Below are 24845 nucleotides of genomic sequence, written 5' to 3' on the forward strand. Positions count from 1 at the left end.
AGGGCCGCCGCATCGGTACTGATGCGGCGGCCCTCGTGACCATTCGGATGAGGCGCCTTTGCGACGCTAGGCCGGGCTGGCCGTCCCTCGCAAGCCCGATGCCGAATCTTAGGCCAGCATCGCGGCGACCGAGATGGCCGGACGCGCGGAGCCGTTGACGTCGCCGTAATGCGGCTGGAACCCGGACTTCTGCATCTGGATCACGTCGGCGCCCCGGGACAGAAGCTCCTCGTAGGCGGCGACATACTTCTTGACCATGCACTCAGCGGTGAACTGGCTTTCGAAGTGGCGGCGCACGCCCTCGCGGCTTATGGTCTTGACCTTGGCCACCGCGTTCACCGCGTCGTCCATCGTCTCGCAGAGCACGCCGCTGACACCGTCCTTGATCACCTCAGGCACGGAGCCGTTCCGGAACGCGATCACCGGGGTTCCGGCCGACATCGCCTCGATCATGACGAGGCCGAAGGGCTCCGGCCAGTCGATCGGGAAGGCGAGCGCCAGGGCGTTGCCGAGGAAGGCCTTCTTCTGCTCTTCGTTGATCTCGCCGATGTACTCGACCAGCGGGTGATGGGTCATCGGCTCGATGACCTCGTCCCAGTAATCCTGGTCCGCCTTATCGACCTTGGCGGCGATCTTGAGCGGCGTGCCCGAACGAATCGCCATCTCGATGGCACGGTCGGGGCGCTTCTCCGGAGAGATGCGACCCAGGAACGCCAGGTAGCCGCCGGCGGCCTCGGGGGTGTACGGGCAGTTCTGCGACGGCAGGCCGTGATGGATCGTGGCCAGCCAGTTGACGTTCGGCGGCATCGGCTCGCGCTGGTTGTCGGAGATCGACACGAGCGGCATGCCGGTGAAGGTGCGGTAGACGGGCATGAAGTCCGGAACGTCGAGACGACCATGCATCGTGGTGATGCACTTGTGGTTCAGATCCTCGAACATCGGATACTGAAGCAGATCGATGTGGAAGTGCAGGATATCGAACTCGTGCGCCCGGCGATGGACCTGATGCAGCATAGCCAGGTGGCTGGCGGTGTGATCCCGGTAGCCGAGCAGACGCAGGCCTTCGGGCGTGCAGGCCGCAAGCTTGGCCGACGTCTCCGAATCGCCGCTGGCGAACAGGGTGACGTCGTGGCCCTGGCGGACCAGTTCTTCCGTGATCCAGCTGACGACGCGCTCGGTGCCGCCGTAGAACTTCGGAGGGACGGCCTCCGACAACGGAGCGATTTGGGCAATGCGCACGAAGTGTCTCCTGGTTGGCCGACTTTGGCGAAAGATCTAACCCTGCCGGCCTGAGCGGGACATGAATGAAACCGACGGCCAAGGTTATGGTTCCTGCGCCTGCAGGTTGTCTCGATAACTTTTGTGCAGCGCGGAAGCTGTCCCCGCATTCCCCGATGCGCGCCCACCCTCGGGCTTCGGCTGCGGCGCACCCCGATGCCACCGAAGCCGTTGCCGTGGCTTCGCGTTTCTGTCATAAGCCGCCCCGCGTCGAACCGCCCGGCCGATAGGGCTGCCGTGGCGGCTCGTGCTGCTCCACCAGAAGCATCATCGCGCACACCTCATCCGACCCTCACGGGTCGGCCCGGAGGGATTTTCGCGCAACGGAGAGCCAAATGCCCAAGCTGAAGACCAAATCAGGCGCCAAGAAGCGCTTCAAGATCACCGGCACCGGCAAGGTGATGTACGCCCAGGCCGGCAAGCGCCACGGGATGATCAAGCGGACGACCAAGCAGATCCGCAACCTGCGCGGCACCACGACCCTGTTCGAGGGCGATGCCGCCAATGTGAAGAAGTACTTCCTGCCGAACGCACGGTAAGCCTTCGACACCCGTTGCCACTGTCTTTCGTCGAAACCAGGAGATAACCGATGGCCCGCGTCAAACGCGGCGTGACCAGTCACGCGAAGCACAAAAAAGTTCTGAAGGCCGCCAAGGGCTATTACGGCCGGCGCAAGAATACCATCCGCATCGCCAAGCAGGCGGTCGAGAAGGGCATGCAGTATGCCTATCGCGACCGCAAGAACAAGAAGCGTACGTTCCGCGCCCTCTGGATCCAGCGCCTCAACGCGGCGGTACGGGAGCATGGCCTAACCTATTCGCGCTTCATCAACGGTCTTGCCAAGTCCGGCATTATCGTCGACCGCAAGGCGCTGTCGGAGCTGGCGATCCACGAGCCGGCGAGCTTTGCCGCCGTGGTCGAGAAGGCCAAGGCCGCCCTCCCCGAGACCACCGCCAAGGCCGCCTGACTTCAGGCCCTCGGCGAGACACAGGAAGGCGCGGCTCTCCCCCGAGAGTCGCGCCTTCTGCGTTCCCGGGGCACGCCCCGGCCACGCGCGCGCTTGCGCGACGGCGAACAACGCGCGAGAGCACGCCGCGACGGCGGCTCCGACAACCCTGCTCGAAGGCAGCGATGACCGATCTCGATACCCTCGAACGCGACCTCCTGGCTCAGGTGACGGCGGCCTCTGACGAGGCGGCCCTCGACGCGGTGCGCGTCGCCGCGCTGGGCAAGAAGGGCAGCGTCTCGGACCTGCTGAAGACGCTGGGCGCGATGACGCCGGACGAGCGCAAGGAGCGCGGGCCCCTGATCAACGGCCTGCGCGACCGGATCCAGGGCGCCGTCACCGCCCGCAAGACCGTCCTGATGGAAGCCGCGCTGGAGGCACGCCTCGCCTCCGAGCGGGTCGACGTGACGCTGCCGTTGCGCGAGGCCCCGGAGGTCCGCGGCCGGATCCATCCGATCACCCAGGTGATCGACGAGATCACGGCGATCTTCGCCGACATGGGCTTCGCCGTCGCGGAAGGCCCCGATATCGAGACCGACGAACTGAACTTCACGGCGCTCAACTTCCCGCCCGGCCACCCGGCGCGCGAGATGCACGACACCTTCTTCCTGGCGGCCGACCATGCAGGAAAGCGCAAGGTGCTGCGCACCCACACGTCACCCGTCCAGATCCGCACGATGCGGTCGCAGACGCCGCCGATCCGGGTGATCATCCCGGGCCGGACCTACCGGCACGATTCCGATCAGACGCACACGCCGATGTTCCATCAGGTCGAGGGCCTGGTGATCGACACGGCAGCCAACATCGCGAACCTGAAATGGGTGCTGGAGGCGTTCTGCAAGGCGTTCTTCGAGGTCGATGGGGTGAAGATGCGCTTCCGCCCATCGTTCTTCCCGTTCACCGAGCCGTCGGCCGAGGTCGACATCCAGTGCTCCCGCAAGGGCGGCGAGATTCGCTTCGGCGAGGGCGACGACTGGCTGGAGATCCTGGGCTGCGGGATGGTCCACCCGAACGTCCTGCGCAATTGCGGCCTCGATCCGGACGCGGTGCAGGGCTTCGCGTTCGGGGTCGGCATCGACCGCATCGCCATGCTCAAGTACGGCATGCCGGACCTGCGTCCGTTCTTCGAGGCGGATGTCCGCTGGCTGGACCATTACGGTTTCCGGCCGCTCGACGTGCCGAGCCTGATCGGCGGTCTGACGGGGTAGGGAGAGGTTTGGGGGGGACCATGATGACGAGTGCGAGCGCGGAGATCCGTAATGCCGCGTCTCGGCAATTCCATCATCTCCGATCTTCTTGAAGTGGCCGAAATGCCAGCCCACCAGAGCGGTCGGATGAACTTGCGCACGGCACCGCTGCGACGTGCCGTGAGCACTGTCTATTACACCGTCTCCCACGGTCTTTGTTTCGATGGCTCGCGCCCGAGAGGCCGTGGAGGCCCTTGAGTCCCTGGGCGACGACCAGCGCCGCAAGCTGGCTATCCTCCTCATAACGAAAGCCCGGCTCTCCTGAGCCAAGAGGTTACGATCGATGAAATTCACCCTCTCCTGGCTCAAGGACCACCTCGACACCGAGGCTTCCCTCGACACCATCACCGAGACGCTGACGCGCATCGGCCTCGAGGTCGAGGGCGTCGAGGACAAGGCGGCCGCGCTCAAGCCCTACGTCGTCGCCCGGATCCTGACAGCCGAGCAGCATCCGAACGCCGACCGTCTGCGGGTCTGCACCGTCGAGACCGGGGCGGGCGTGCCGATCCAGGTGGTCTGCGGTGCGCCGAACGCACGCGCGGGTCTCGTGTCGGTGTTCGCGCCGCCCGGCACCTATGTGCCCGGGAAGGCGATCACCCTCTCGGTCGGCACGATCCGCGGCGTCGAGAGCCACGGCATGCTGTGCTCGGGGGCGGAACTCGGACTCGGCGAGGACCATGATGGCATCCTCGAACTCCCGGCCGATGCGCCGGTCGGCCAGGGCTACGCCCTCTATGCCGGGCTCGACGATGCGGTCATCGAGATCAACCTGACGCCGAACCGTCCGGACTGCACCTCGGTGCACGGCATCGCCCGCGACCTCGCGGCGACCGGGATCGGCAGCCTCAAGCACGAGGCCGCGCCGGGCGTGCGCGGCGAAGGTCCCTGCCCGGTCGAGGTCGACCTGGCCCTCGCGCCGGAGGATCGCGGACTTTGCCCGCTCTTCGCCCTTCGACTCGTGCGCGGCGTGAAGAACGGTCCGTCGCCGGCCTGGATGCAGGCCAGGCTGCGGGCGATCGGTCTTCGACCGATCAACGCCCTCGTGGACATCACCAACTACGTCACCTTCGATCGCGGCCGGCCGCTGCACGTGTTCGACGCCGCCAAGGTCTCGGGCAACCTGACGGTGCGGCGGGCCCACGGAGGCGAAAGCCTCCTGGCGCTCGACGGACGGACCTACACGCTCACCGACGACACCGTGGTGATCGCCGATCAAGCCGGCGTCGAATCGATAGCCGGCATCATGGGTGGCCAGGCCTCCGGCTGCGACGAGTCCACCACGGACGTGCTGATTGAATCGGCGCTGTGGGACCCGGCCAACATCGCCCAGTCCGGGCGCCGGCTCGGCATCATCACCGATGCGCGCTACCGGTTCGAGCGCGGCGTCGACCCGGCCTTCACGCTCCCCGGCCTGGACCTCGCCACGCGCCTCGTGGTCGATCTGTGCGGCGGCACGCCCTCCCAGGCGACGATCGCCGGCGAGCCCCCGGAATCGGAGCGGATCATCGATTTCCCGTGGACCGAGGTGCGGCGCCTGGCCGGCATCGAACTGCCGCAGACCGAGATCAAGCTGATCCTGGAGACGCTGGGTTTCCAAATCTCCGGCACCGGCGACCGGGTGGAGGTCCTGACGCCGTCCTGGCGGCCCGATGTCGAGGGCAAGGCCGACTTGGTCGAGGAGGTCATCCGTATCGCCGGCCTGGACCGGATCGAGCCGAAGCCGCTGCCGCGGATTGCCGGGATCGGCCGGCCGCTGCTCACGGTGATGCAGAAGCGCACCCGGACGGCCAAGCGGGCCCTGGCGAGTCGCGGCCTGATGGAAGCGGTGACCTGGTCCTTCGTCCCGCATTCCGATGCCGAGCTGTTCGGCGGGGGCGGCGCCGACCTCGTGCTCGCCAACCCGATCGCGTCCGAACTGTCGGACATGCGCCCGAGCCTGGTGCCGGGTCTGCTGCGGGCGGCGCAGCGCAACGCCGACCGCGGCTATCCGGATGCGGCCCTGTTCGAGGTCGGTCAGTGCTTCGCCTCGGACGAGCCGGAAGGGCAGAGCATCCGCGCCGCCGCAGTGCGTCGCGGCAGCGCAACCCTGACGGGTGCCGGGCGCCATTGGGACGGCTCGGCCGGGACGGTGGACGTCTTCGCCGCGAAGGCCGACGCCCTCGCCCTGCTGGGCGCCCTCGGCGTTCCGACCGGCGGCCTCCAGGTTACGGCAGGCGGCCCGTCCTGGCTCCACCCCGGACGCTCGGGCACGCTGCGCTTCGGGCCGAAATCCGAGATCGGCTGGTTCGGCGAGGTCCATCCGCGGACCCTGCAGGCCCTCGACCTCAAGGGCAGCCTGGTGGCGTTCGAGATCGTGCTCGACGCCCTGCCTTTGCCCAAGCACAAGCCGACCAAGGCCAAGCCCGCTCTGGCCCTCTCCGAGTTCCAGCCGCTGTCCCGGGACTTCGCCTTCCTGGTCGACCGCGACGTCCCGGCAGGCGACATCGTCAAGGCGGCGCAAGGGGCGGAGCGCAAGCTGGTCACCGGCGTCGAGGTCTTCGACCTCTACGAGGGGACCGGCGTGCCGGACGGGTCCAAGTCGGTGGCCATCGCGGTTCGCCTGCAGCCGGTGGAGCGCACCCTCACCGATGCCGAGATCGAGGCGGTGAGCGCCAAGATCGTCACGGAAGTCTCGCGCCGGACCGGCGCGACCCTGCGGTCCTAAGGAAAACGGCATGAACCGGATCGCAGCGCTTATTGAGGACCTGGCGGCGTCCGAGCACCTGCCGACCAAGGCGCTGCGGGAAGCGCTCGGACATCCGGCCGAGATCGCCGATGCGACTCTGCCGCTGCTCGAAGCCGCGGCCGAGGGGCGGGAGGTCTCGCCGGAGGACGCCAACCTCCTGTTCTGGGGCGTGCACGTCCTGGCGCATGCCCGGGATACGCGCGCCCTCGCGCCGCTCCTCAAGCTCCTCCGGCAGGACGAGGAAACGCTCGACGCGATCCTGGGCGACGCCGTGACGGCGACGCTGTCCAAGGTCGTGGCGAGCCTGTTCGACGGCGATCAACTGCCGCTGTTCCGGCTGATCCTCGACAGCACGGTCGATGACCTCACCCGCATGGCGCTGCTGTCAGCCTGCACCTTCCTGGCTTTGGAAGGCCGGATCGCGCGCGAGGCGATGCACGACCTGCTGGTCCGCTTCGACGACGCGCAGGCGGCCGTCGAGGAGGGACCGGCCTGGGTCGGCTGGGAGGAGGCGATCGCACATCTGGGCTTTCGCGATCTCGCCCCGCGTGCCGCGGCGGCTCGGGCGGACGGGCGGATCACCGACGAGATCAGCGACGCGGCCTGGTTCAAGGAGGCGCTGCGCAAGGCCGAGACCAAGCCGGAGGACCGGGACCGGCTCGGGCCCTACCAGTACGGCTATCTCGACGATCCGGTCGAGGCGCTCGACTGGACCGCGGAGGGCGCCGGCGAGCCGCAGCGCAACCCGTTCAAGGATGTCGGTCGCAACGATCCGTGTCCCTGCGGCTCGGGCAAGAAGTTCAAGAAGTGCTGCCTCGGCAAGGCGGAGACTGACGGCCCGTGGATGCCGCCGGGCGCTCTACTGAGCTGAGGCCGCGGTGCCGCTGAGCGGATTGTCCGGGTCCCAGCCGTAGCGCAGCGTCTCGAATCGCATCGAGCGGGCGTCGACCATGAGCAGGCGCCCGACCAGCGGTTCGCCGAATTGGGCCACGGCGCGGATCACCTCCATGGCCATCAGCGAGCCCATCACGCCGGCCAGCGCCCCGAGCACACCGGCCTCGGCGCAGGCCGGCACGCTGCCGGGCGGCGGCGGGTTCGGGAACAGGCAGCGATAGGTCGGGTTCGGCTTGCCGTCCGGATCGGACCCATGCGCCCGGATCGTGGTGAGCGTGCCGTCGAACCGGCCGAGCGCCGCCGTGACCAGCGGTCGCCGCGCGTGGAAGCAGGCATCCGAGACGGCGTAGCGGGTGGCGAAGTTGTCGGAGCCGTCGGCGACGAGGTCGTAGCCCGCGATCAGGTCGACGGCATTGTCCGGCGTGATGCGGAACGGGTGCTGGATCACCGCCACGTGCGGGTTGAGGCGTTCGACCGCGTCGGCCGCGCTCTCGACCTTCGGCCGGCCGAGATCCGGCGTGCCGTGAATCACCTGGCGCTGCAGGTTCGACAGCGAGACGGTGTCGTCGTCGACGATGCCGATCGTGCCGATGCCGGCGGCCGCAAGATACTGGATCAGCGGCGCGCCGAGCCCCCCTGCCCCGATCACCAGCACCCGGGCCGCCTTGAGGCGTGCCTGCCCGGGGCCACCGACCTCGGCCAGGACAAGGTGACGGGCGTAGCGTTCGATCTCTTCGGGAGCGAGGGCCATAGTCAGGAGATAGTCGCCTCCGCCGCTTTGCGGAAGCGCTACAAATACGAACGCCGCCCCGGGTCAGGAGGCGGCGTAAATCGCTGTGGCCGAGCGGATCAGCGCGGCGCGAGGATCATGATCATCTGGCGGCCTTCGAGCATCGGCTCGCTCTCCACCTTGGCGATCTCGGCCGTCTCGTTCTTCACGCGCTCCAGGAGGCGCAGACCGATATCCTGGTGAGCCATCTCACGACCGCGGAAGCGCAGGGTCACCTTGACCTTGTCGCCTTCCTCGAAGAAGCGATGAACCGACTTCATCTTGGTATCGTAATCGTGCTTGTCGATGCCGGGGCGGAGCTTGATCTCCTTGACCTCGACGGTCTTCTGCCGCTTGCGCGCCTCATTCTGCTTCTTCTGCTCGTTGAAGCGGAAGCGCCCGTAATCGAGCAGCTTGCAGACGGGCGGCACCGAGTTCGGCGCGATCTCCACGAGATCGAGGCCGGCCTCCTCAGCAAGAGTCAGCGCATCGAAGAAGGGGACGACGCCGCGGTTCTGCCCGGTATCGTCGATCAGCTGCACTTCCCGCACCCCGCGAATGTCGCGGTTGGCGCGCGGCCCGTCCTTCTGCGGGGCCGGCATGGCTCTCATCGGTCTACGAATGGCTTCGGTCTCCTGCTGCAACGACGAAACGGCGGATCTGGCGACCCGTTCCGTGGATCCCCTGACCGCCAGCCGTTCCGGTCTGTCCCGGACCTACTACGTTGGAGGAAGCTCCACGAGAGTCAACGGGTCGCCGGCGTGGTCGGTGAAATAATCGGCACCCCGTGGTCGTCTGGCCGGCCCACCGTGCCCAAAGGCGCGGGTTTCTCAGCTCTGCCGCCCCAGCAGCTGGGCGTAGACGGCCAGGGTGTCGCCGGCCATGCGCTCAAGCGAAAAATTCGCCTCCACATGGGCGCGCCCGCGCCGGACCAGCGCATCGCGGGCGCTGGCACCGAGAGACAGGGCTTCGGTGAGAGCTGCGGCAAGGGCGCCGGCATCGCCGGGTGGAACCCGCCAGCCGGTCCGCTGGCCGGACGCGACGTCCGGCGGCGCCAGCACCGTCTCGGGGACCGCGCCGAGATCGGAGACGACCACAGGCGTGCCCAGCGCCTGGGCTTCCACGGCCGAGCGGCCGAACGCCTCCGGCTCCACCGACGGGACGGCCACCACGGACGCCGCGCGGAACGCCGCGGGCATATCGGTGCAGTGGCCGACCCGGCGCACGATGCCGCCCAGGCCGCGGGCGGCGATCAGCGCATCGAGCTCGCGCTCGTAGGACGTCCGGCCTTGCGGGTCTCCGGCGAGCACCACCGCGAGGTCCGGCACGCCCCGATCCCGCATCTGCGCCGCGGCGTCGATCAGCACCCGATGCCCCTTCCAGGCGGTCAGGCGGGCAGCGAGCAGGATCACCCGCTCGTGGGGTGCCACGTTCCAGGCCCGACGCAGCGCCTCGACCCGTCCGGCGCCCACCGCCACCGGATTGAACACCGCGAGATCCGTGCCCCGGTGGATGACCCGCACGCGATCGCCGGCCTGCTCGGCGTGCAGGCGATGGATCAGGTCGGCGGTGTAGCGCGAGTTGGCGATCACCACGTCGCCCCGGGCCATCACGGAATTGTACAGCACCTTCACGCCGGTCCGGCCGGAATAGCTGCCATGGTAGGTCGTGACGAACGGCAGGCCGAGCCGGCGTGCGGCCCCGAGCGCGACCCAGGCCGGCGCCCGCGACCGGGCGTGGACGATCTGCACGCCCTCTCGCCGACACAGCGCCATCAGCCGCACGACGTTCACCGCCATGCCGACCGGATTCTTCGACGCGGCCGGGAAACGGAGCCAATGCCCGCCCTTCGCCTGAAGCTCGCCGATGAGGCGGCCGCCCTCGGTGGCGACCAGGGCCCGGGCGCCCACCGCGGCCAAGGCGCCGGCCACGTCGACGGTCGTCCGCTCGGCGCCACCGGCCTCGAGTTCCGGGATGATCTGCAGGACGCGGGCGCCCGCAAGGACATCGATTTCGGCGGGGAAGCCCGTCAGGCCGCGCGTCACATCACCCATCCGCGCTCGTTCGGCGTGGAGACGCAAGCCTCCCGCCGGCATCTGCAACATGCTGGTACCCATTGCCCCAGCATCGCGGTCGCGCTTTACGGTCTGGTAAACGCAGGTTGAAGCCGATCCGGTCAGGGATGGACTTCTTCAAGCCCGAGATAGGCCTACCGGAGAGATCGATGACCGATACAGGGCCGACCTTCATCAGCGTCGGTGAAGGTGACGCCGCACGCAAGATCGCCGTGCGGTTTCGAGAGGGCGCCGGGCCCCCGGTGGTCTGGCTCGGGGGATTCCGCTCCGACATGACCGCCACAAAAGCCGCGGCCCTGGACGCGTGGGCCACCAAGGAAAAGCGCGCCCTGGTGCGGTTCGACTATGCCGGCCACGGCGCCTCCGGCGGCACCTTCGCCGACTGCACCATCTCGTCCTGGCTGGAGGACGCGCAAGCCGTCCTGTCGGCCTACGTGCCCGAGCCGCCGATCCTGGTCGGTTCGTCGATGGGCGGCTGGATCGCAAGCCTGGCCGCCCGCGACCGCGCCGCACGCGGCCAGACGACTGCGGCACTGGTGCTGATCGCACCGGCCCTGGACTTCACCGAGGATCTGATCTGGTCCAATCTCGACGGGCCCGCCCGCGCAGCGTTGACGCGAGACGGCGTGCTCCGGAGGCCAAGCGACTATGCGCCGGAGCCAGATCCGATCACCCTGGCGCTGATCGAGGACGGCCGGAGCAACAGGCTGCTCGAGCACCCGTTCGACCCTGCCTGCCCCGTCCACATCCTGCAGGGGATGTGCGACCCGGACGTGCCGTACCAGCACGCCCTGAAAACGGTGAGCCGCCTTCCCGCCGAGGGTACCGTGCTCACGCTGATCGCGGACGGAGACCACCGCCTGTCACGACCGCAGGACATTGCGCGGCTCGTGGCGGCGGTGGCAGCAATCAGCTGACCGAAGACGGTCTGCCCGGCGTCAGTGCAGGCTGACGGCGTGGAGATCCTGGGCCACGGCATTGGCCAGCACCACGTCGCGGGAATCGGCCAGCATGATCGGCTCGCCGCTCGCCGAGAGGAGTGCGAACAGGTCGAGGCCGGGCATCAGTTCCGGAGCCTGCGGGAACAGGCGACGGACCTCATCGGAACGGATCGGGCGAACGTAGGCGATATGGCCCTCGCCGAGCGCCGCGAGATCTGCCGGGTTGAACTCGGTCGGGTCGAGATCGGCGGGGGTGAGGGGCGATGCGTTCAAGTTCGTCATGTTTAGCCCTCCTAGGGTGGCAGAGCGTCTACCTCCGGTCCCGGAGGCACCGGTGGTTCCATCCTGATGTGGTGTGTTTCGGCGGCCAATCAATCGACCGCGGGCATCGCCGGGCTGCGTTCACGCCGCACCCGCGATCGCCGTTGCACTAGCCACGCGCGCCGATATCGATCTTGCGCACGATCCGGTCGGGCTCCGGGCGGACGAGATCGATGGAGAGCAGGCCGTTGGCGAGATCTGCCCCCAGCACTTCCATGCCGTCGGCCAGCAAAAACGTCCGCTGGAACTGCCGCGCCGCGATGCCACGGTGCAGGAAGTGCCGCTCACGCTCGTCCACCTGCCGGCCGCGGACGACCAGCTGATTTTCCTCGAGCGTCACGTCGAGTTGATCCTGGGTGAAGCCAGCCACCGCGAGCGTGATGCGCAACCGTTCGGGCTCGCGCTCCGTGCGGGGCAACCGTTCGATATTGTAGGGGGGATACCCGTCGTTGGCGCCCTTGGCGACCCGGTCGAGCGCCTGCTCGATCTCGTCGAAGCCGAGCAGGAACGGGTGCCCGAAAGGCGAGGGTCGAGTCATCGCGGCCGCCATCCTCACAGCGAGGCCTCCGACACGAGGGCTAGCCGCAGCCCGCGGATCTCCGAGCACCTCGACTCCATGGAGCCCGTCCGGGACAGCGCTCCGCCGGGCGGAACGCCGCCGGTAAATCGGATATGGCCAAGCGCGCCAACCCCATCAAGGGAACCGGGAAATTTCCCCGTGGGAAGGAGAGGTGCACCGCGAAAACCATCGAGGAATTGGGATCTTTCGGCAGATTAGGCCAGGATATTCCAGCAAGTCCGAGAACGGCCACGCTTCCAACTAACAGTTTGGAACTGCTCTGATTTTCTCGTCGGGCCTTGATCCAGGAAGCGCCCATAGCTACTGCCCCGACTGGTGATCGTCCGGTTCGGGCGGACACTCGCCGGAAGTTCCCGAACCCGACGGGACGGAGCGGAGTCCCGATGAGCGCGCCTTCGACACCGGCCAGTCATGCGGCGATGCAACGGGTCGCCGACGTGTGCGGCGATGAGGCCGATATCCTGGCCCTGTCGGTCGCTCGGTTCGTCGCGGCCGGATATATGACCAGCGACATCGCCTGTTGGAATGCCGCCTACGACGGCGCGGAGCAGCTGCTCGGAGCAACGGAAGGCTGCCGTTTCGTCGCGAGCGTGGTTGCGATTGTGCGTGCGCTCCGGGCGGAGCGCGAGGACGACTGGTCCTTCATGCCTGCGAGCTGTTGCCGGGTCACCGGCCACGAATGCGCCCTGGTCGCCCTAATCGGTCGTGGACGACGTCGGCTCTGGGCGGAACTTGAAGAGGCCGCCGCCGAAATCACGGGGCGGGAAGCGGCGCCCCGCTTGGTCGAGGCGGTCCGTGCCGCCGTGGCGACCCTCGACGCGGCGGCGGAGCGCCTAGCGCCGGCAGCCTGCCCGCGGCGGGTCGTGCTTCACTGAGTCGGCCGCTTCGACGGTCTGGTCCGGCGACAGCCGACCCTAAGAAAAGAGGAAATCAGCCTGGTGCTTGCCCTGAGCGTCCCACTGTACCGCCGACGGATCGGTCGGATCGCCCTCGATACGGCCGCGTGCTTCGCACTCTCGGCGCTCCTTGTCGCCTCCGCGCTGGCGCAGGACGCCGGCGCCGATAAGACGCCGCTGAAGCTGCAACTCAACAAGCTGGAGACCGCGGGCGAGGCCTGCCGGGTGACGATGGTGGTCGACAATGCCAAGGGCGTTGGCCTCAAATCGTACAAGGTCGACTTGTTCGCGTTCGATCCCGAAGGCGTCGCCCAGAAGCGCGTCGCGGTGGAACTCGGCCCCCTGCCGGCCCGCAAGACCATCGTGAAGATCTTCGACTTCCCGGGCATCGCCTGCAGCAAGGTCGGACGAGTGCTTCTGAACGACGTTCTGGCCTGCGATGGCGGCGATGCCGCCCGCGAGGCATGCCTGGAGCGGACCGAGACCGAGAGCAAGGCCGGCCTCGCCTTCGACCGTTGATGCGGGCGCCATAAGGGTCTGTTCGACCACACCGCCCGGCGGCGCGCCGCCGGACGGCCAGCGGCTTTCGCCGCCCCTCGATGCGATGGCGGCCCCCGGCCGCGTGACACCACGATCCCAGGAGCCCGCGATGGACCCGACACAAGCCCCGACCGAGGTCGCCCACGACTTCTCGTTCCTCGGCCTGTTCCTGCAGGCCGACCCGATCGTGAAGGGCGTGATGATCCTGCTGGTCATCGCCTCGATCGCGTGCTGGACGGTGGTGTTCGAGAAGATCATCCGGCTCTCCGCGGCCCGGCGTCAGGCGAAGGCGTTCGAGAAGCTGGTGCGGTCCGGTGGCAGCCTCGACGGCAATCACAAGGGCCTGACTGGCCACGTCGTGAAGGCCGCCATCGATGCGTGGCGCGACCAGGACCCGACGGAGACCCGGGCCGAGCGGCGCGAGCGGATCGAGCGGGCCATGCGCGGCGCGCTGGGCCTCGAGGTGAAGCGTTTGCGCACCGGCCTGTCGCTGCTGGCAACCTCGGGTTCGACAGCCCCGTTCGTCGGCCTGTTCGGCACGGTCTGGGGCATCATGAACTCCTTCTCGTCGATCGCACGGAGCCAGGACACCTCGCTCGCCGTCGTCGCCCCCGGCATCGCCGAGGCGTTGTTCGCCACCGCCATCGGCCTGGTCGTCGCGATCCCGGCCGTGATGGCCTACAACAAGCTCGCGGGCGACATCGGCGGCATCCAGAGCTCTTTCACGTCCTACATCTCGTTGCTGGGCGATCGCCTCGCCCGCGAGCGGACGGGGGCCGGACAGCACCGCGCAGCCGCCGAGTAGGTCTCCTGCGGCGCAGGGGCCCTTCGCGAGCGGGCCCGGCGCGCCGCCCCTGATCCAAGGCGCCCAACCGGTCGGCGACGTGCTGCGGCCGAGGACGCCTCGAACCCTGGCTCGAACCGGGCCGAACACCTTCATTCGGAGACGCCGCCATGGCGATGGCATCGCCCCGCGCAAGCGACGATGACGACAACGACGACCTGCCGATGTCGGACATCAACGTGACCCCCATGGTCGACGTGATGCTGGTCCTGCTGATCATCTTCATGGTCGCCGCGCCGCTGATGACGACCGGCGTGCCGGTACAGTTGCCCAAGACCGCAGCCGCCAAGGTCGCGCAGTCGAAGAAGCCGCAGGAGGTCACGGTCGACAAGGACGGCAACCCGTCGATCGCCAAGGAGGTGTTCACCATGGACAGCCTGGTTCCGCGCCTGCGCGAGATGGCGTCGGCCGACAAGGATCAGGTGATCCTGGTCCGGGGTGACCGGGACGTGCCCTACGGCAAGATCATGCAGGTGATGGGCCTCGTCGGGCAGGCAGGCTTCACCAAGGTGTCGCTGATCGCGCAGTCGCCGGGCGGCCCCGCCCCGGCGGCACCGGCCGCCCCCGCAGAGACCGCCCGCTGACATCCATGAGCACGCTGACTTCGACGGATCTGTCGGCCGGGCCCGGCGAGCCGCGCCCGACCGGGCTGCTCGCCGCCTTCCTGGTCGCGTTCGCGCTGCACGCGCTCGTGCTCGTGGCGGTGATGTTCTATCGGCTGACACCGCCGGCGCCCCCCGGCGAGCAGCAGATCTCGATCGATCTGGCGCCGGTGATGACCGAGGCCTCGACCGAGGCTCCGGCGGAGCAGCAGATGAGCCAGGCCGCGCCTCCGGAGGCGAAGCCGGTGGAGCTGCCGCCCGACGAGGCCGTGCAGCCGCCACCGCCCGAGATGACCGAGGTCAAGCCGGACGAGACCGAGGCCGTCACCGAGCCGCCGCAGGAGGTCGTTCCGGTGGAGGCCCAGAGCGAGGTCATCACCTCGACAGCCGAGTCCGCCGAGCCGCTGGCGCCGCCGCCGACCGAGGTCGCCAAGACCGAGGAGCCGCCGAAGCCGACGCCGGATCCGGCCAAGATCAAGGCCGAGCGCGAGGCGAAGCTGCGCAAGATCCGCGAAGAGAAGCTGCGCGAGCAGAAGCGCGAGGAGCGTCTCGAGGAGATCCGCGAAGCGAAGCAGAAGGCAGCCCGCGAAGCGAAGGCGAAGCAGGCCAAGGCCCAGCAGGGGGCCGAGGCGCGCAACTCGGCGTCGGCATCGCGCCAGAACGCCGCCGGCCGGGCCGCCGCGGGCAGCGATCCGAGCGCGCTGCGGCAATGGACCGGAGCGATCAGCGCGGCGATCCATGGTCGGATGAATCCAGGCGCCGCCGCCGGCACCGCCGGAGGTACCGCCATGGTCCGGTTCACGGTGATGCGTTCGGGGGCGGTGTCGGGCGCGGGCCTCGCCCGGTCCAGCGGCGTAGGCCAGATCGACAGCGCCGCCCTGGCGGCGGTGCGGGGCGGCCTGCCGCCGGCGCCCCCCGGCGTGACGCAACCGAGCCTTTCGGTGACGATCCCGCTCAACTATCGCGTGCGCTGAGAGCGAATAGACGGCGCGCGCCGAGGCAGAGGCGCCGGTTTCGATTGAACAGGCGCTCCACGATCCGAGACGAATACGTTCGTCTGTCGAGCACGATCAACAGGCCGGATTCGCCATCCGGCGCGGGAGCGTGCTAATGCCTTTGCGATCACGGCCTCGAACAGTCGTCTCAGGACGGCGCGGCGGGGCGGATCATCCGGCCTTGCCCCTTCACCCCTCGAACAGGCCGGACCCGCTCCAGAGACCGTTCCGGCGCGCGACGCGCAGGATGCGGTTCCGCTGGACCGGGGCGAAAGGCACAGGATGAGCGACGAGACTGAGACCGACCTCGACGAGGCCGAGGACATCCGCGACGCGGAAGCGGAAGCGAAGACCCGGGCCGACAATCGCGCCGAGCGTGCGGAGCGAGCCGAGCGCATGGCCCGCGAGGGCGCGCAGGCGATGGCCGAGCACCACGCGTCGATCAAGGCGATCGACGAGCGGACGCTGAAGCTGCGTTCGCTGCGTCTCGCCAAGGAAGCGGCCGAGGCCGAGGTCAAGGCCGCCGAGGTGCAAGCCAAGGTTGCCGAGAAGGAAGCCAAGGCCGCCGCCAAGATCGCGAGCAAGACTGCAAAAGGTGCCGCCAAGAAGGCCGCGCCGAAGAAAGCCGTCGCGAAGGACTGAGGGCCGATGGCCGACGATCGCAACCGCCGCCGCTTCACCGATCCGCGCGCGGCCGCCGAGGCGGCTTTCAAAGCCGCCACGACCGCCAAGCCCGCCGCTGCTCCTCCACCACCCGCGCCGTCGGCTCCCCGCCCGACGGCGGTACCGGGCGCGCGCGAGATGGTCACGTTGCGCCTCGACAGCGCCGTGTTGGCCCATTTCCAGAAGGACGGCCCGGGCTGGCAGGACCGCGTCAACGAGGCGTTGAAGACCCTCGTTCCAGCTGACGACGCGTAGGGCGGATCGGGACTTTCCGATTGGATAGCCGGGCTCCTCAAAGGCGCCGGGTGTTCGCGGCCGCTTGCGCGCGCCGTTGTTTTCCTCTGGGCCGGCCCACCGCTTGCCGTCGGGATCGATCGATCGTGCTTGAAGTCTTGGCCTGCGGCGTTGCGCTGATACGCTCAGGCTCGCCTCACGGTCCCCGCGTTCACGCGAGTGTTTACGGCGAACCAGCTTCCACGTCGGTAGCGAGCGGCCTCACGCATCGTGCTCCCCGAATGCTAAGCTTTCCGGTTCGCCGCTCCGGGCAGAGGATGCGGCGCGCCCGGAATCTTCCTGTCCCCGTCCAGAGACGGGACATTCCCGAAGGCTTGCGGGCCAAAGGCAATGGCAGACAGTGAACACCCGATCCCGTCGGCAAGCAGTTGCCGTCATCTGCAAGTGCAAGACGCGCAGGTCTCGATCCTTCCCAGGTGTTTGCAGTAACGGGCGGCATATGGCTGCCCCGCCTGGCCGGCAACTATGGTCTCCGCGACGGGGCAGCGGCTGAAGGGTCCGCGGAAACCTGGGATCCGTGGATGAGTATGGCCCTCTGTGGCCCGTCAGTCTTACTTCCGTGCCGCGTTCTCGGCTGCCACCCGGGCGGGAGATTGGCGCATGCCGTCGGACCTGGCCCGCGTCTCTGAGCCGGAACGTCACCCTCGCGGCTCGATCTCCGTCATCGTTTGCCCGAACGCCGGCGACAGCACGCGGCCGAGAATGCGGCCGAGCTGATCGGCCGAGTATGGCTTGTGGATCAGCTCGAACCCGTGCAGCCCGTCCTGGGCCAGGACGTGGCTGTAGCCGGTCGCCAGCAGCACCGGCAGGTTCGGTATCCGGCGCTGGAGCAGCCGCGCAAGCGCGATGCCGCCCATGCCGGGCATCACCACGTCGGAGAACACCACATCGAAGCCGGCGCCGTCCGGCCCGAGCTTCTCGATCGCATCCTCGGCGTTGGCCGCCCAGGTCGCCCGGTAGCCGATATCCTCCAGGATCTGGGTGGCGAAGCGCCCGACCTCGACATTGTCCTCGACGATCAGGACGTGCTGGCCGCCGCCCGCCGGAAAACCCTCGCGGAGATAGGGGACCACAAGGTCCTCCGGCGCCACGACGTCGATCTCCGGCAGGTAGAGCGTGAAGGTCGTGCCACTGCCGACGACGCTGTGAACGGCGACGTCGCCACCGGATTGCTTGGCAAACCCGAACACCTGGCTGAGCCCGAGGCCGGTGCCCTTGCCGACCTCCTTGGTGGTGTAGAACGGCTCGAAGATGCGGCTGAGCATGTCCGGCGCGATGCCGGTCCCGGTATCGGTGAGCGACACTGCCGCGAACGGACCGAGGGCGGCCGCGTGGCCGCGGATCGGCGGCAGGGCGCTGGCGCAGGTCAACCGGAGCGTGAGCGTGCCTTCGCCGTCCATGGCGTCACGAGCGTTGACCGCCATGTTGACCAAGGCGGTCTCGAACTGGCTGAGATCCGCCTTCACGTAGCAGGGTTCGGCCGGCAGGTCGGTGCGCATCTGGATGCGCGCACCCGTCAGGGTGTTGAGCATGTCGGCCACGCCGCGCAGGCGCTCGCCGACTTCGAACGCCTCGGGCTTGAGCGTCTGGCGCCGGGCGAAGGCCAGTAGCTGGCTCGTCAGCTTCGTGGCGCGGTCGACCGTGTCGGACACAGCATCCATGTAGCGGTCGCGCCTTTCCGCCGGCAGGTCGGGGCGGCGCAGGAAGTCCACTGACGAGCGGATGATGGTCAGCAGGTTGTTGAAGTCGTGGGCGACGCCGCCGGTAAGCTGGCCGACCGCCTCCAGCTTCTGCGACTGGCGCAGCGCCTCCTCCGCTCGCTGCAGCGCGTCGGCCTGCTCGTGCTGCGCGGTGGTATGCCGGCCGGTTCCGTAGATCTGCCCGTCCTCGAACGCCCCCGTCCAGGCGAAGCGGCGATAACTCCCGTCCACGTGCCGCAGGCGGGACTCGAACGGGACACTCACGGGAGCCGTCACGATTCCGGCCAGCGCAGCCTGGGCCGCCGCAAGGTCGTCCGGGTGGATGAACGCGGAGACTTTTTGCCCGACGAGATCGGCGGACTGCCAGCCGAGCAGGGTCGTCCAGGCGGAATTCACGGCCGTCACGACGCCCACGGCATCCGCCGCCACCAACAGATCCGGGGAGAGCCGCCACGCCCGATCGAGGGCGCGGGCCCGTTCCGCCACCCGGGCCTCCAGCGTCAGGTTGAGGTCTTGCAAGGCGATCCTTGCCTGGTCGGCGTGGCGGCGGGCCTCCAGGAGATCGCGCTCGTAGCGGCGGCGGTCCGAGGCATCGAACGCGGTGATCCGGATGAAGCGGACGTCGCCCGCGTCGTCCCGGCGGACGACTGCGTTGGCGATGACCGGCAGGGTCGTTCCGTCGCGGCGCACCAGATCGAACGCCACCTCCTTGAACGATCCCTGCAGGCGCAGGAGCGGCGCGAAATGGGTCTCGTAATAGATCTTGCCCGCAATGGTCAGCAGATCGAGGAACCTGCGTCCGACGAGTTCCGCGGGCGGATAGCCCAGCCAGTTGGCCAGCGTCCGGTTGACCCGGGAGAACCGCCCGTCCGGCAGGGCCGAGGCGTAGCCGCACGGGGCGTTCTCGAAGAGGTCTTCGAGGTCGTCGACGTCCGGCCCGGGGGCGCAGGGCGGCGCGTCGCCCTTAGCCGCCAAGGACGAAGGCCTCGATCGCCGCGATGGTCTCCTCCGGGGCGCTCAGGTTCGGGCAATGGCCCGACGCCTCGAAATGGACCAGCGTGCTGTTCGGCAGCTTGCGGTGGACATACGCGCCGACTTGCTGCGGCGCGACGATGTCGTCCGAGCACTGGATGACGAGGCATCGGGCGGTGACGCCATCCAGGTCAGCCCGGTTGTCCGACGTGAAGGTGGTCCGGGCGAAGCGCTTGGCGATCTCGGGATCCGTGCGGCAGAAGCTGTTGGTGAGTTCCTGCCCGAGTTCCGGCCGATCGGGGTTGCCCATGATCACTGGGGCCATCGTGTGCGACCAGCCCATGTGGTTGCTGTCGAGGAAGTCGAGCAGTTCCTCCACCTGCGCCGGAGTGAAGCCGCCGACGTAATCGCCGTCGTCGATGTAGCGCGGCGACGGGCAGACCAGGACGAGGCTGTCGAACAGGTCTGGCGCCCGCTTCCAGGCGAGGATGCCGATCGTCGCGCTCACCGAATGGCCGACGAACACGCCGCCCCTCACGCCGAGCGCACGCGACACCGCCACGACGTCGTCGGCGTAGCCCGCCAGGGTTGCGTATTTCACCGGGTCGTAGGCCGACAGATCCGACCCGCCGGCGCCGATATGGTCGAACAAGACGGTGCGGAAGCGGTTCTCGAACGCAGGTGCCACGAAGCGCCACATGTTCTGATCACAGCCGAACCCGTGGGCGAAGACCATGGCAGTCTCGCCGGATCCTGCGACCCGCACATTGTGACGTTGGAGGACCGACACGTCCGCTCCCTTCGACCGCGTTCCGGTCTAAGGCCGTTCCGGATCGTGAAGCAATCCGGACCGCGTCGCAGCCCTACAGGGAACGCACCCCTTTTTGGCGCCATCGGCGCCGATCACGGCAGCGGGCGGCCCGCGCTTCGTATCAAGGCGGCGTGCTGTCCCGGAACTGGTGCCCGTCTTCACCGTACAAGGCTTGGCGTATCGTCCCGAACGGCAGAAGCCAGCTGTCGAGACGAATCACCTGGAATACCCGCCTCGGGGCAACGGCGTGCGCCTACGGCACGACCGCTTCGGGAACCCTCGCGGCCCCGTCGCCGATGACCACGCGGAATCGGGCGTTGCGGATCAGCGGATCCCGCCGCTGGCGGTGATCACCTCTCCGGTCAGCCATCGGGCGTCGTCGGAGGCCAGGAACGTGACCACGCCAGCGATGTCGTCCGGTCGTCCGGCGCGGCCGAGCGGCGTCTGGGCGATGAAGCCGGCCTCCATCTCGGAGCCGACGATTCCGGCCGTATGCGTGCCCTCGGTCACCACGAAGCCCGGGCTGACCACGTTCACGCGAATCCGGCGGGGCGCCAGCTCATTGGCCAGGACGCCCGAGATCGCGTTCAGCGCCCCCTTCGTCCCGGCATAGGCCGCGGCGGCGGGCGTGTGCACGTGGGTGATGGCCGACGAGATGTTGATGATGCTCGCGCCTTCGCCGAGATGCGGCGCGGCGGCTTGGCTGGTCAGCAGGACACCCAGCACGTTGACGTCGAACAGCCGGCGGTAATGCGCCTCCGTGATCTCCTCCAGCGTGGCGAACTCGTAGACGCCGGAATTGTTGACCAGCACGTCGAGCCGGCCGAACTGCGTCACGGTGGCCGCGATCAAGCCCTGCGCCTGTGCAGACTTGGATACGTCGCCCTGCACCGCGATGGCCTTGCCGCCCTCCGCGTTGATGGCCGCGGTCACGGCCTCGGCATCCGCCCGGCTGCTGGCGTAATTGACCACGACCGCGGCGCCCTCCCGCGCCAGCGCCGTTGCGATTCCGGCCCCGATGCCCTTCGATGCGCCGGTGACCACGGCGACCTTGCCCTCGAGCTTCGACATGTGTGCTAACCTCGGCACGGGACCAGCGCCGGTATGGCCGCCTTAGTCCCATAGTTCGGAATTTCGGAACTAACGGTGCGCGGATCAAGACCCTACATGCGGAAATCATGAGGCCGCTGTTTCACCCCGCCATCGAGGACATCCGACCGGAGGCGATCCTCCACGCCCTGTCCGACCCGAATCGGGCGGCGATTTACGCGCAGATCATGCGGTCGGGCTGCGTCGAAGCCTGTTCCGCCGTCTCCGCCCTGGGCGACCGGGTCATCCCGAAATCGTCGCTGTCCGCGCACTTCAAGGTGCTGCGTGAGGCGGGCCTGATCCGGAGCGAGCGCCACGGAGTGGAGATGCGCAACCACTCGCGCTGCGCCGAGGTGGAGGCGCGGTTTCCGGGCCTGCTGGCGGCGATCCTCAACGCCTACGCGTCGGACGCCGGCAAACAAGCGCGCGGGCCCGACGCGTAACGTTCGGCACTGGGTACCGCCGACCCGGCCGCGTCGCACGCTTGGGCCGGTCCGCAGACAAGGCCCCCTCCCGTCGATCACCAGCACCGGCCGAAGCTCGCCGCAGCCTTATCGCCGGCATACCCACACGCTTATTCCCGGCGCCGGGAACAAACCCGGGCGCATGGCACAACATATGTTGGTCCATCATGCCGAGTTAAGCGCGGCAATTGGCTACAAAACTAACATCGTTTGGTTCTCGCTCTTCAAAAATCGCCATCCGCGGCGCAAAAAGCGCATCCTGATCGCAAGAAATACTGAACCGGTCCCGCCAAACGCGGTTGATCGGATAGCGCGACGGGATACCCCGACGGTATCGAGCCCGCACGAGTTTGCGCGCCGAAAGCCGGCGCCCATCATCAGCGGCGAGGAGCAAACCGCATGTACTACCTCGACAAGCGTCTCCAATACCCGGTCAAGGTCGACAGCCCAGACCCGATCTACGCGCGGATGCTTCAGCAGGCGATCGGTGGAATCGAAGGCGAGATCCGGGTCTGTATGCAGTATTTCTTCCAGGCGTGGGGTAATCGCGCGCCGACCACGAAGTATCGCGACATGCTGCTCAACACCGCCACGGAGGAGCTGGGCCATATCGAGATGCTCGCCACCGCGGTGGCGATGAACCTCGAGACCGCACCGACCAAGGTGCAAGAGGCAGGTGCAGCCGACGCCATCGTCGGCGCCGTGATGGGCGGCGAGAACCCGCGCCACATCGCTGAGGGGATGCTGCACAAGACGCTGCTATCCACCGGCATGGCGGCTTTCCCGGGCAATTCCGACGGCCTGCCGTTCGACATGAGCCACATCTACGCCAGCGGCAACATCGCCGCCGACATGTACTGCAACGTCGCCGCCGAGAGCACCGGCCGGGTGCTGGCCGTGCGCCTGTACAACGCGACCAACGATCCGGGCATGCGCGACATGTGGAGCTTCCTCATCGCCCGGGACACGATGCACCAGCAGCAATGGCTGTCGGTGATCGAAGAGCTGGGCGGCCATACCGGCACCCTGCCGATCCCGAACTCCTTCCCGCAGGAGAAGGAGAACCAGAAGTTCAACTACAACTACTTCTCGTCCTCGGCTGACGGCTCGCCGCCGCCCGAGGGCCGCTGGACCCAGGGCCCGTCCCTCGACGGCAAGGGCGAGTACAGCATCGTGCAGAACCAGCCGATGGGTCAGGAGCCCGTGCTCGGTCCTGCACGTCCGGACAGCGGCGCCCAGTCCGAGCAGATCGGCTGATGGCTCAGCCTTCCGGGGCGCGGGCATGACGCCCGGCCCCGGGGGGCAATCGAGGCACGCGGACAGAAGAACGCCGGAGTTCCGGTCGGTCCGACGCCGATCGGACGACGAACAGAAGCGGGAAGAACGCCCCCATGAAGGCACTGGTCTGGCACGGCACCGGTGACGTCCGTTGCGATTCGGTCCCGGATCCGGAGATCGAGGACGGGCGGGATGCCATCATCAAGGTGACGAGTTGCGCAATCTGCGGCTCGGACCTGCATCTCTACGACCATTTCATGCCCGGCATGAAGTCGGGCGACATCCTGGGCCACGAGGCCATGGGCGAGGTTGTCGAAGTCGGCAAGGACAACAAGGCTCTCAAGCCCGGCGACCGGATCGTCGTCCCGTTCACCATCACCTGCGGCCAGTGCGATCAGTGCCGGCGCGGCAACTTCTCGGTGTGTGAGCGCTCCAACCGCAACAAGGCGCTCGGCGATACCGCGTTCGGGCACACCACCGCCGGCCTGTTCGGCTACACCCATCTCACCGGCGGCTACGCGGGCGGCCAGGCCGAGTACCTGCGCGTGCCGTATGCCGACGCGACGCACATCAAGGTGCCGGACGGCATCTCCGACGAAAAGCTCCTGTTCCTGTCCGACGTCTTCCCGACCGGGTGGCAGGGCGCGGTCCAATGCGACATCCAGCCAACCGACACGGTGGCGATCTGGGGCTGCGGGGCTGTCGGCCAGATGGCGATCCGCTCGGCGATCCTGCTCGGCGCAAAGCGTGTCATCGCGATCGACCGGGTCCCGGAGCGCCTGAGGATGGCCGAGGCCGGGGGTGCCGAGGTGATCGACTACAACACGGAATCCAACATCGTCGGCCGCTTGAACGACATGACCGACGGCAGGGGCCCGGAGAAGTGCATCGACGCCGTCGGGCTCGAAGCCCATGCCACGGGCGCGGTCGATGCGGTCTACGACCGGGCCAAGCAGGCGATGATGCTCGAGACCGACCGGGCCCACGTGCTGCGCCAGATGATCATGGTCTGCCGTCCGGCCGGCGTGCTTTCGGTCCCGGGCGTGTATGGCGGCCTGATCGACAAGTTTCCCATCGGCGCGCTGATGAACAAGGGCCTGACGGTCCGCACCGGGCAGACGCACGTCAACAGGTGGACACCGGACCTGCTGCGGAGGATCGAAGACGGGCAGATCGATCCGTCCTTCGTCATCACCCACACCATCGGGCTGGAGGACGGCCCGGAGATGTACCGGGTGTTCCGCGACAAGCAGGACGGCTGCATCAAGGTGGTGATCCGGCCATGAGCGATAAACAGCATTCGCAGACGACCCGGGGCGCACCAGGGCGCGGTCCCGAGACCGGACACGACGCGCTGGCGCGCGGGCTCGGCTGGTTCTCGATCGGCCTCGGCATCCTGGAGCTGGCGGCCCCGCGCGGCCTGTGCCGGGCACTCGGCCTGCGCGGCCGGGAATCCCTGGTGCAAGCCTACGGCGTCCGTGAGGTCGCCACCGGCGTCGCGATCCTCATGAGCCATGATCCGACGCCCTGGATCATCGGGCGCGTCGGCGGCGACGCGCTGGACCTCGCCACGCTGGCGACCGGCTTCGAAGGCGACAACCCGAAGCGCACGAACCTCGCCGCCGCGACCGCCGCCGTGGCGGGGGTGACGGTCCTCGACGTCATATGTGCGCAAGGGCTGATCGGGCAGAAGCGCCTGTCACCCCCTGGGACCTTCGATTACGGCGACCGGAGCGGCTTCCCGCGTGGCGCCAGGAGTATGCGCGGCGCTGCCTCCGACTTCGCGCCGCCGGCCGATTTCCGCATCCCGGAGCCGCTGCGGCCATGGTCGGGCGAGCGCGTCGCGCCAGGAACCTGAAGG

The 24845-nt window shown here is 68.3% G+C and carries 26 protein-coding genes; 17 read left to right on the forward strand and 9 right to left on the reverse strand.

Going from position 1 to position 24845, the window contains the following annotated elements; translation table 11 throughout:
• Positions 1-108: 108 nt before the first annotated feature.
• Positions 109-1239: a glycosyltransferase family 4 protein gene (locus tag FV242_RS08960; protein WP_147938680.1), complete on the reverse strand. Its 1131-nt coding sequence runs from the start codon at positions 1237-1239 to the stop codon at positions 109-111.
• 374 nt (positions 1240-1613) lie between these two features.
• Between FV242_RS08960 and rpmI the strand changes: the two genes are divergently transcribed.
• The 5 genes from rpmI (at position 1614) to FV242_RS08985 (ending at position 7127) form a co-directional block, all read left to right on the forward strand.
• Positions 1614-1817 (forward strand): 50S ribosomal protein L35, encoded by a 204-nt coding sequence (rpmI, locus tag FV242_RS08965; protein ID WP_007561407.1) that lies wholly within the window; start codon positions 1614-1616, stop codon positions 1815-1817.
• A gap of 50 nt (positions 1818-1867) precedes the next feature.
• Complete coding sequence (rplT, locus tag FV242_RS08970) at positions 1868-2245, forward strand: 50S ribosomal protein L20 (protein ID WP_147905880.1); 378 nt, start codon at positions 1868-1870, stop codon at positions 2243-2245.
• A 164-nt stretch (positions 2246-2409) separates the two neighbouring features.
• Entirely contained in the window at positions 2410-3492 is a 1083-nt protein-coding gene (gene pheS, locus FV242_RS08975; RefSeq protein ID WP_147938681.1) for a phenylalanine--tRNA ligase subunit alpha, read from the forward strand.
• 322 nt (positions 3493-3814) lie between these two features.
• Positions 3815-6235, forward strand: coding sequence for a phenylalanine--tRNA ligase subunit beta (pheT, locus tag FV242_RS08980; RefSeq protein WP_147938682.1), 2421 nt, complete (start codon positions 3815-3817; stop codon positions 6233-6235).
• Positions 6236-6245: 10 nt separating this feature from the next.
• Positions 6246-7127, forward strand: coding sequence for a DUF1186 domain-containing protein (locus FV242_RS08985; RefSeq protein WP_147938683.1), 882 nt, complete (start codon positions 6246-6248; stop codon positions 7125-7127).
• On the opposite strand, the gene FV242_RS08990 is transcribed toward FV242_RS08985, so the two are convergent.
• From FV242_RS08990 to FV242_RS09000, 3 genes are all read right to left on the reverse strand, one after another.
• Complete coding sequence (locus FV242_RS08990; protein WP_147938684.1) at positions 7116-7901, reverse strand: molybdopterin-synthase adenylyltransferase MoeB; 786 nt, start codon at positions 7899-7901, stop codon at positions 7116-7118. The genes FV242_RS08985 and FV242_RS08990 overlap by 12 nt on opposite strands.
• A 98-nt stretch (positions 7902-7999) precedes the next feature.
• Positions 8000-8521: a translation initiation factor IF-3 gene (infC, locus tag FV242_RS08995; protein WP_007561393.1), complete on the reverse strand. Its 522-nt coding sequence runs from the start codon at positions 8519-8521 to the stop codon at positions 8000-8002.
• Between the two features lie 228 nt (positions 8522-8749).
• Positions 8750-9973, reverse strand: a complete 1224-nt coding sequence (locus tag FV242_RS09000; RefSeq protein ID WP_187278368.1) for a glycosyltransferase family 4 protein — start codon at positions 9971-9973, stop codon at positions 8750-8752.
• Between the two features lie 170 nt (positions 9974-10143).
• Between FV242_RS09000 and FV242_RS09005 the strand changes: the two genes are divergently transcribed.
• Positions 10144-10911, forward strand: a complete 768-nt coding sequence (locus tag FV242_RS09005; RefSeq protein ID WP_147938685.1) for an alpha/beta fold hydrolase — start codon at positions 10144-10146, stop codon at positions 10909-10911.
• A gap of 21 nt (positions 10912-10932) precedes the next feature.
• Here FV242_RS09005 and FV242_RS09010 read toward each other — a convergent pair whose 3' ends face one another.
• Both FV242_RS09010 and FV242_RS09015 read right to left on the reverse strand, forming a co-directional pair.
• Positions 10933-11217, reverse strand: coding sequence for a DUF1150 domain-containing protein (locus FV242_RS09010; protein WP_147854535.1), 285 nt, complete (start codon positions 11215-11217; stop codon positions 10933-10935).
• Positions 11218-11365: 148 nt separating this feature from the next.
• Positions 11366-11794, reverse strand: coding sequence for an Hsp20 family protein (locus FV242_RS09015; protein WP_147906003.1), 429 nt, complete (start codon positions 11792-11794; stop codon positions 11366-11368).
• 425 nt (positions 11795-12219) lie between these two features.
• On the opposite strand from FV242_RS09015, the gene FV242_RS09020 reads away from it, so the two are divergent.
• The 7 genes from FV242_RS09020 (at position 12220) to FV242_RS09050 (ending at position 16631) form a co-directional block, all read left to right on the forward strand.
• Positions 12220-12711, forward strand: coding sequence for a hypothetical protein (locus tag FV242_RS09020; RefSeq protein WP_147905886.1), 492 nt, complete (start codon positions 12220-12222; stop codon positions 12709-12711).
• Between the two features lie 63 nt (positions 12712-12774).
• Complete coding sequence (locus tag FV242_RS09025) at positions 12775-13251, forward strand: Tat pathway signal protein (protein ID WP_147938686.1); 477 nt, start codon at positions 12775-12777, stop codon at positions 13249-13251.
• Between the two features lie 130 nt (positions 13252-13381).
• A complete protein-coding gene (locus FV242_RS09030; protein ID WP_147854539.1) occupies positions 13382-14077 on the forward strand; it encodes a MotA/TolQ/ExbB proton channel family protein in 696 nt (231 codons plus the stop codon).
• Positions 14078-14226: 149 nt separating this feature from the next.
• On the forward strand, positions 14227-14700 hold the full coding sequence (locus tag FV242_RS09035) for an ExbD/TolR family protein (protein ID WP_147905888.1): 474 nt from the start codon (positions 14227-14229) through the stop codon (positions 14698-14700).
• Positions 14701-14705: 5 nt separating this feature from the next.
• Positions 14706-15692: an energy transducer TonB gene (locus FV242_RS09040; protein WP_147905889.1), complete on the forward strand. Its 987-nt coding sequence runs from the start codon at positions 14706-14708 to the stop codon at positions 15690-15692.
• A gap of 303 nt (positions 15693-15995) precedes the next feature.
• Positions 15996-16355 (forward strand): hypothetical protein, encoded by a 360-nt coding sequence (locus tag FV242_RS09045; protein ID WP_147905890.1) that lies wholly within the window; start codon positions 15996-15998, stop codon positions 16353-16355.
• Positions 16356-16361: 6 nt separating this feature from the next.
• Entirely contained in the window at positions 16362-16631 is a 270-nt protein-coding gene (locus tag FV242_RS09050; protein WP_147854718.1) for a BrnA antitoxin family protein, read from the forward strand.
• Between the two features lie 677 nt (positions 16632-17308).
• On the opposite strand, the gene FV242_RS09055 is transcribed toward FV242_RS09050, so the two are convergent.
• From FV242_RS09055 to FV242_RS09065, 3 genes are all read right to left on the reverse strand, one after another.
• Positions 17309-19345 carry a PAS domain S-box protein gene (locus tag FV242_RS09055; protein WP_147938687.1) on the reverse strand — a complete coding sequence of 679 codons (2037 nt, stop codon included), beginning with the start codon at positions 19343-19345 and terminating at the stop codon, positions 17309-17311.
• The gene (locus FV242_RS09060; RefSeq protein ID WP_281407054.1) at positions 19335-20132 is read right to left on the reverse strand and encodes an alpha/beta fold hydrolase; all 798 of its coding nucleotides are present in this window, start codon (positions 20130-20132) and stop codon (positions 19335-19337) included. Before FV242_RS09060 ends, FV242_RS09055 begins: the two co-directional genes overlap by 11 nt.
• Positions 20133-20477: 345 nt before the next feature.
• On the reverse strand, positions 20478-21224 hold the full coding sequence (locus FV242_RS09065) for a glucose 1-dehydrogenase (protein ID WP_147938689.1): 747 nt from the start codon (positions 21222-21224) through the stop codon (positions 20478-20480).
• A 107-nt stretch (positions 21225-21331) separates the two neighbouring features.
• Between FV242_RS09065 and FV242_RS09070 the strand changes: the two genes are divergently transcribed.
• The 4 genes from FV242_RS09070 (at position 21332) to FV242_RS09085 (ending at position 24842) form a co-directional block, all read left to right on the forward strand.
• Complete coding sequence (locus FV242_RS09070) at positions 21332-21685, forward strand: helix-turn-helix transcriptional regulator (RefSeq protein WP_147905894.1); 354 nt, start codon at positions 21332-21334, stop codon at positions 21683-21685.
• A gap of 420 nt (positions 21686-22105) precedes the next feature.
• On the forward strand, positions 22106-22963 hold the full coding sequence (locus FV242_RS09075) for a manganese catalase family protein (protein ID WP_147938690.1): 858 nt from the start codon (positions 22106-22108) through the stop codon (positions 22961-22963).
• 134 nt (positions 22964-23097) lie between these two features.
• Positions 23098-24270 carry a zinc-dependent alcohol dehydrogenase gene (locus FV242_RS09080; RefSeq protein WP_147938691.1) on the forward strand — a complete coding sequence of 391 codons (1173 nt, stop codon included), beginning with the start codon at positions 23098-23100 and terminating at the stop codon, positions 24268-24270.
• A complete protein-coding gene (locus FV242_RS09085) occupies positions 24267-24842 on the forward strand; it encodes a cyclase dehydrase (RefSeq protein WP_147938692.1) in 576 nt (191 codons plus the stop codon). Before FV242_RS09080 ends, FV242_RS09085 begins: the two co-directional genes overlap by 4 nt.
• Positions 24843-24845 lie beyond the last annotated feature (3 nt).

Origin of the sequence: Methylobacterium sp. WL64 (genome assembly GCF_008039945.1) — a bacterium.
Taxonomy (GTDB): Bacteria; Pseudomonadota; Alphaproteobacteria; order Rhizobiales; family Beijerinckiaceae; genus Methylobacterium.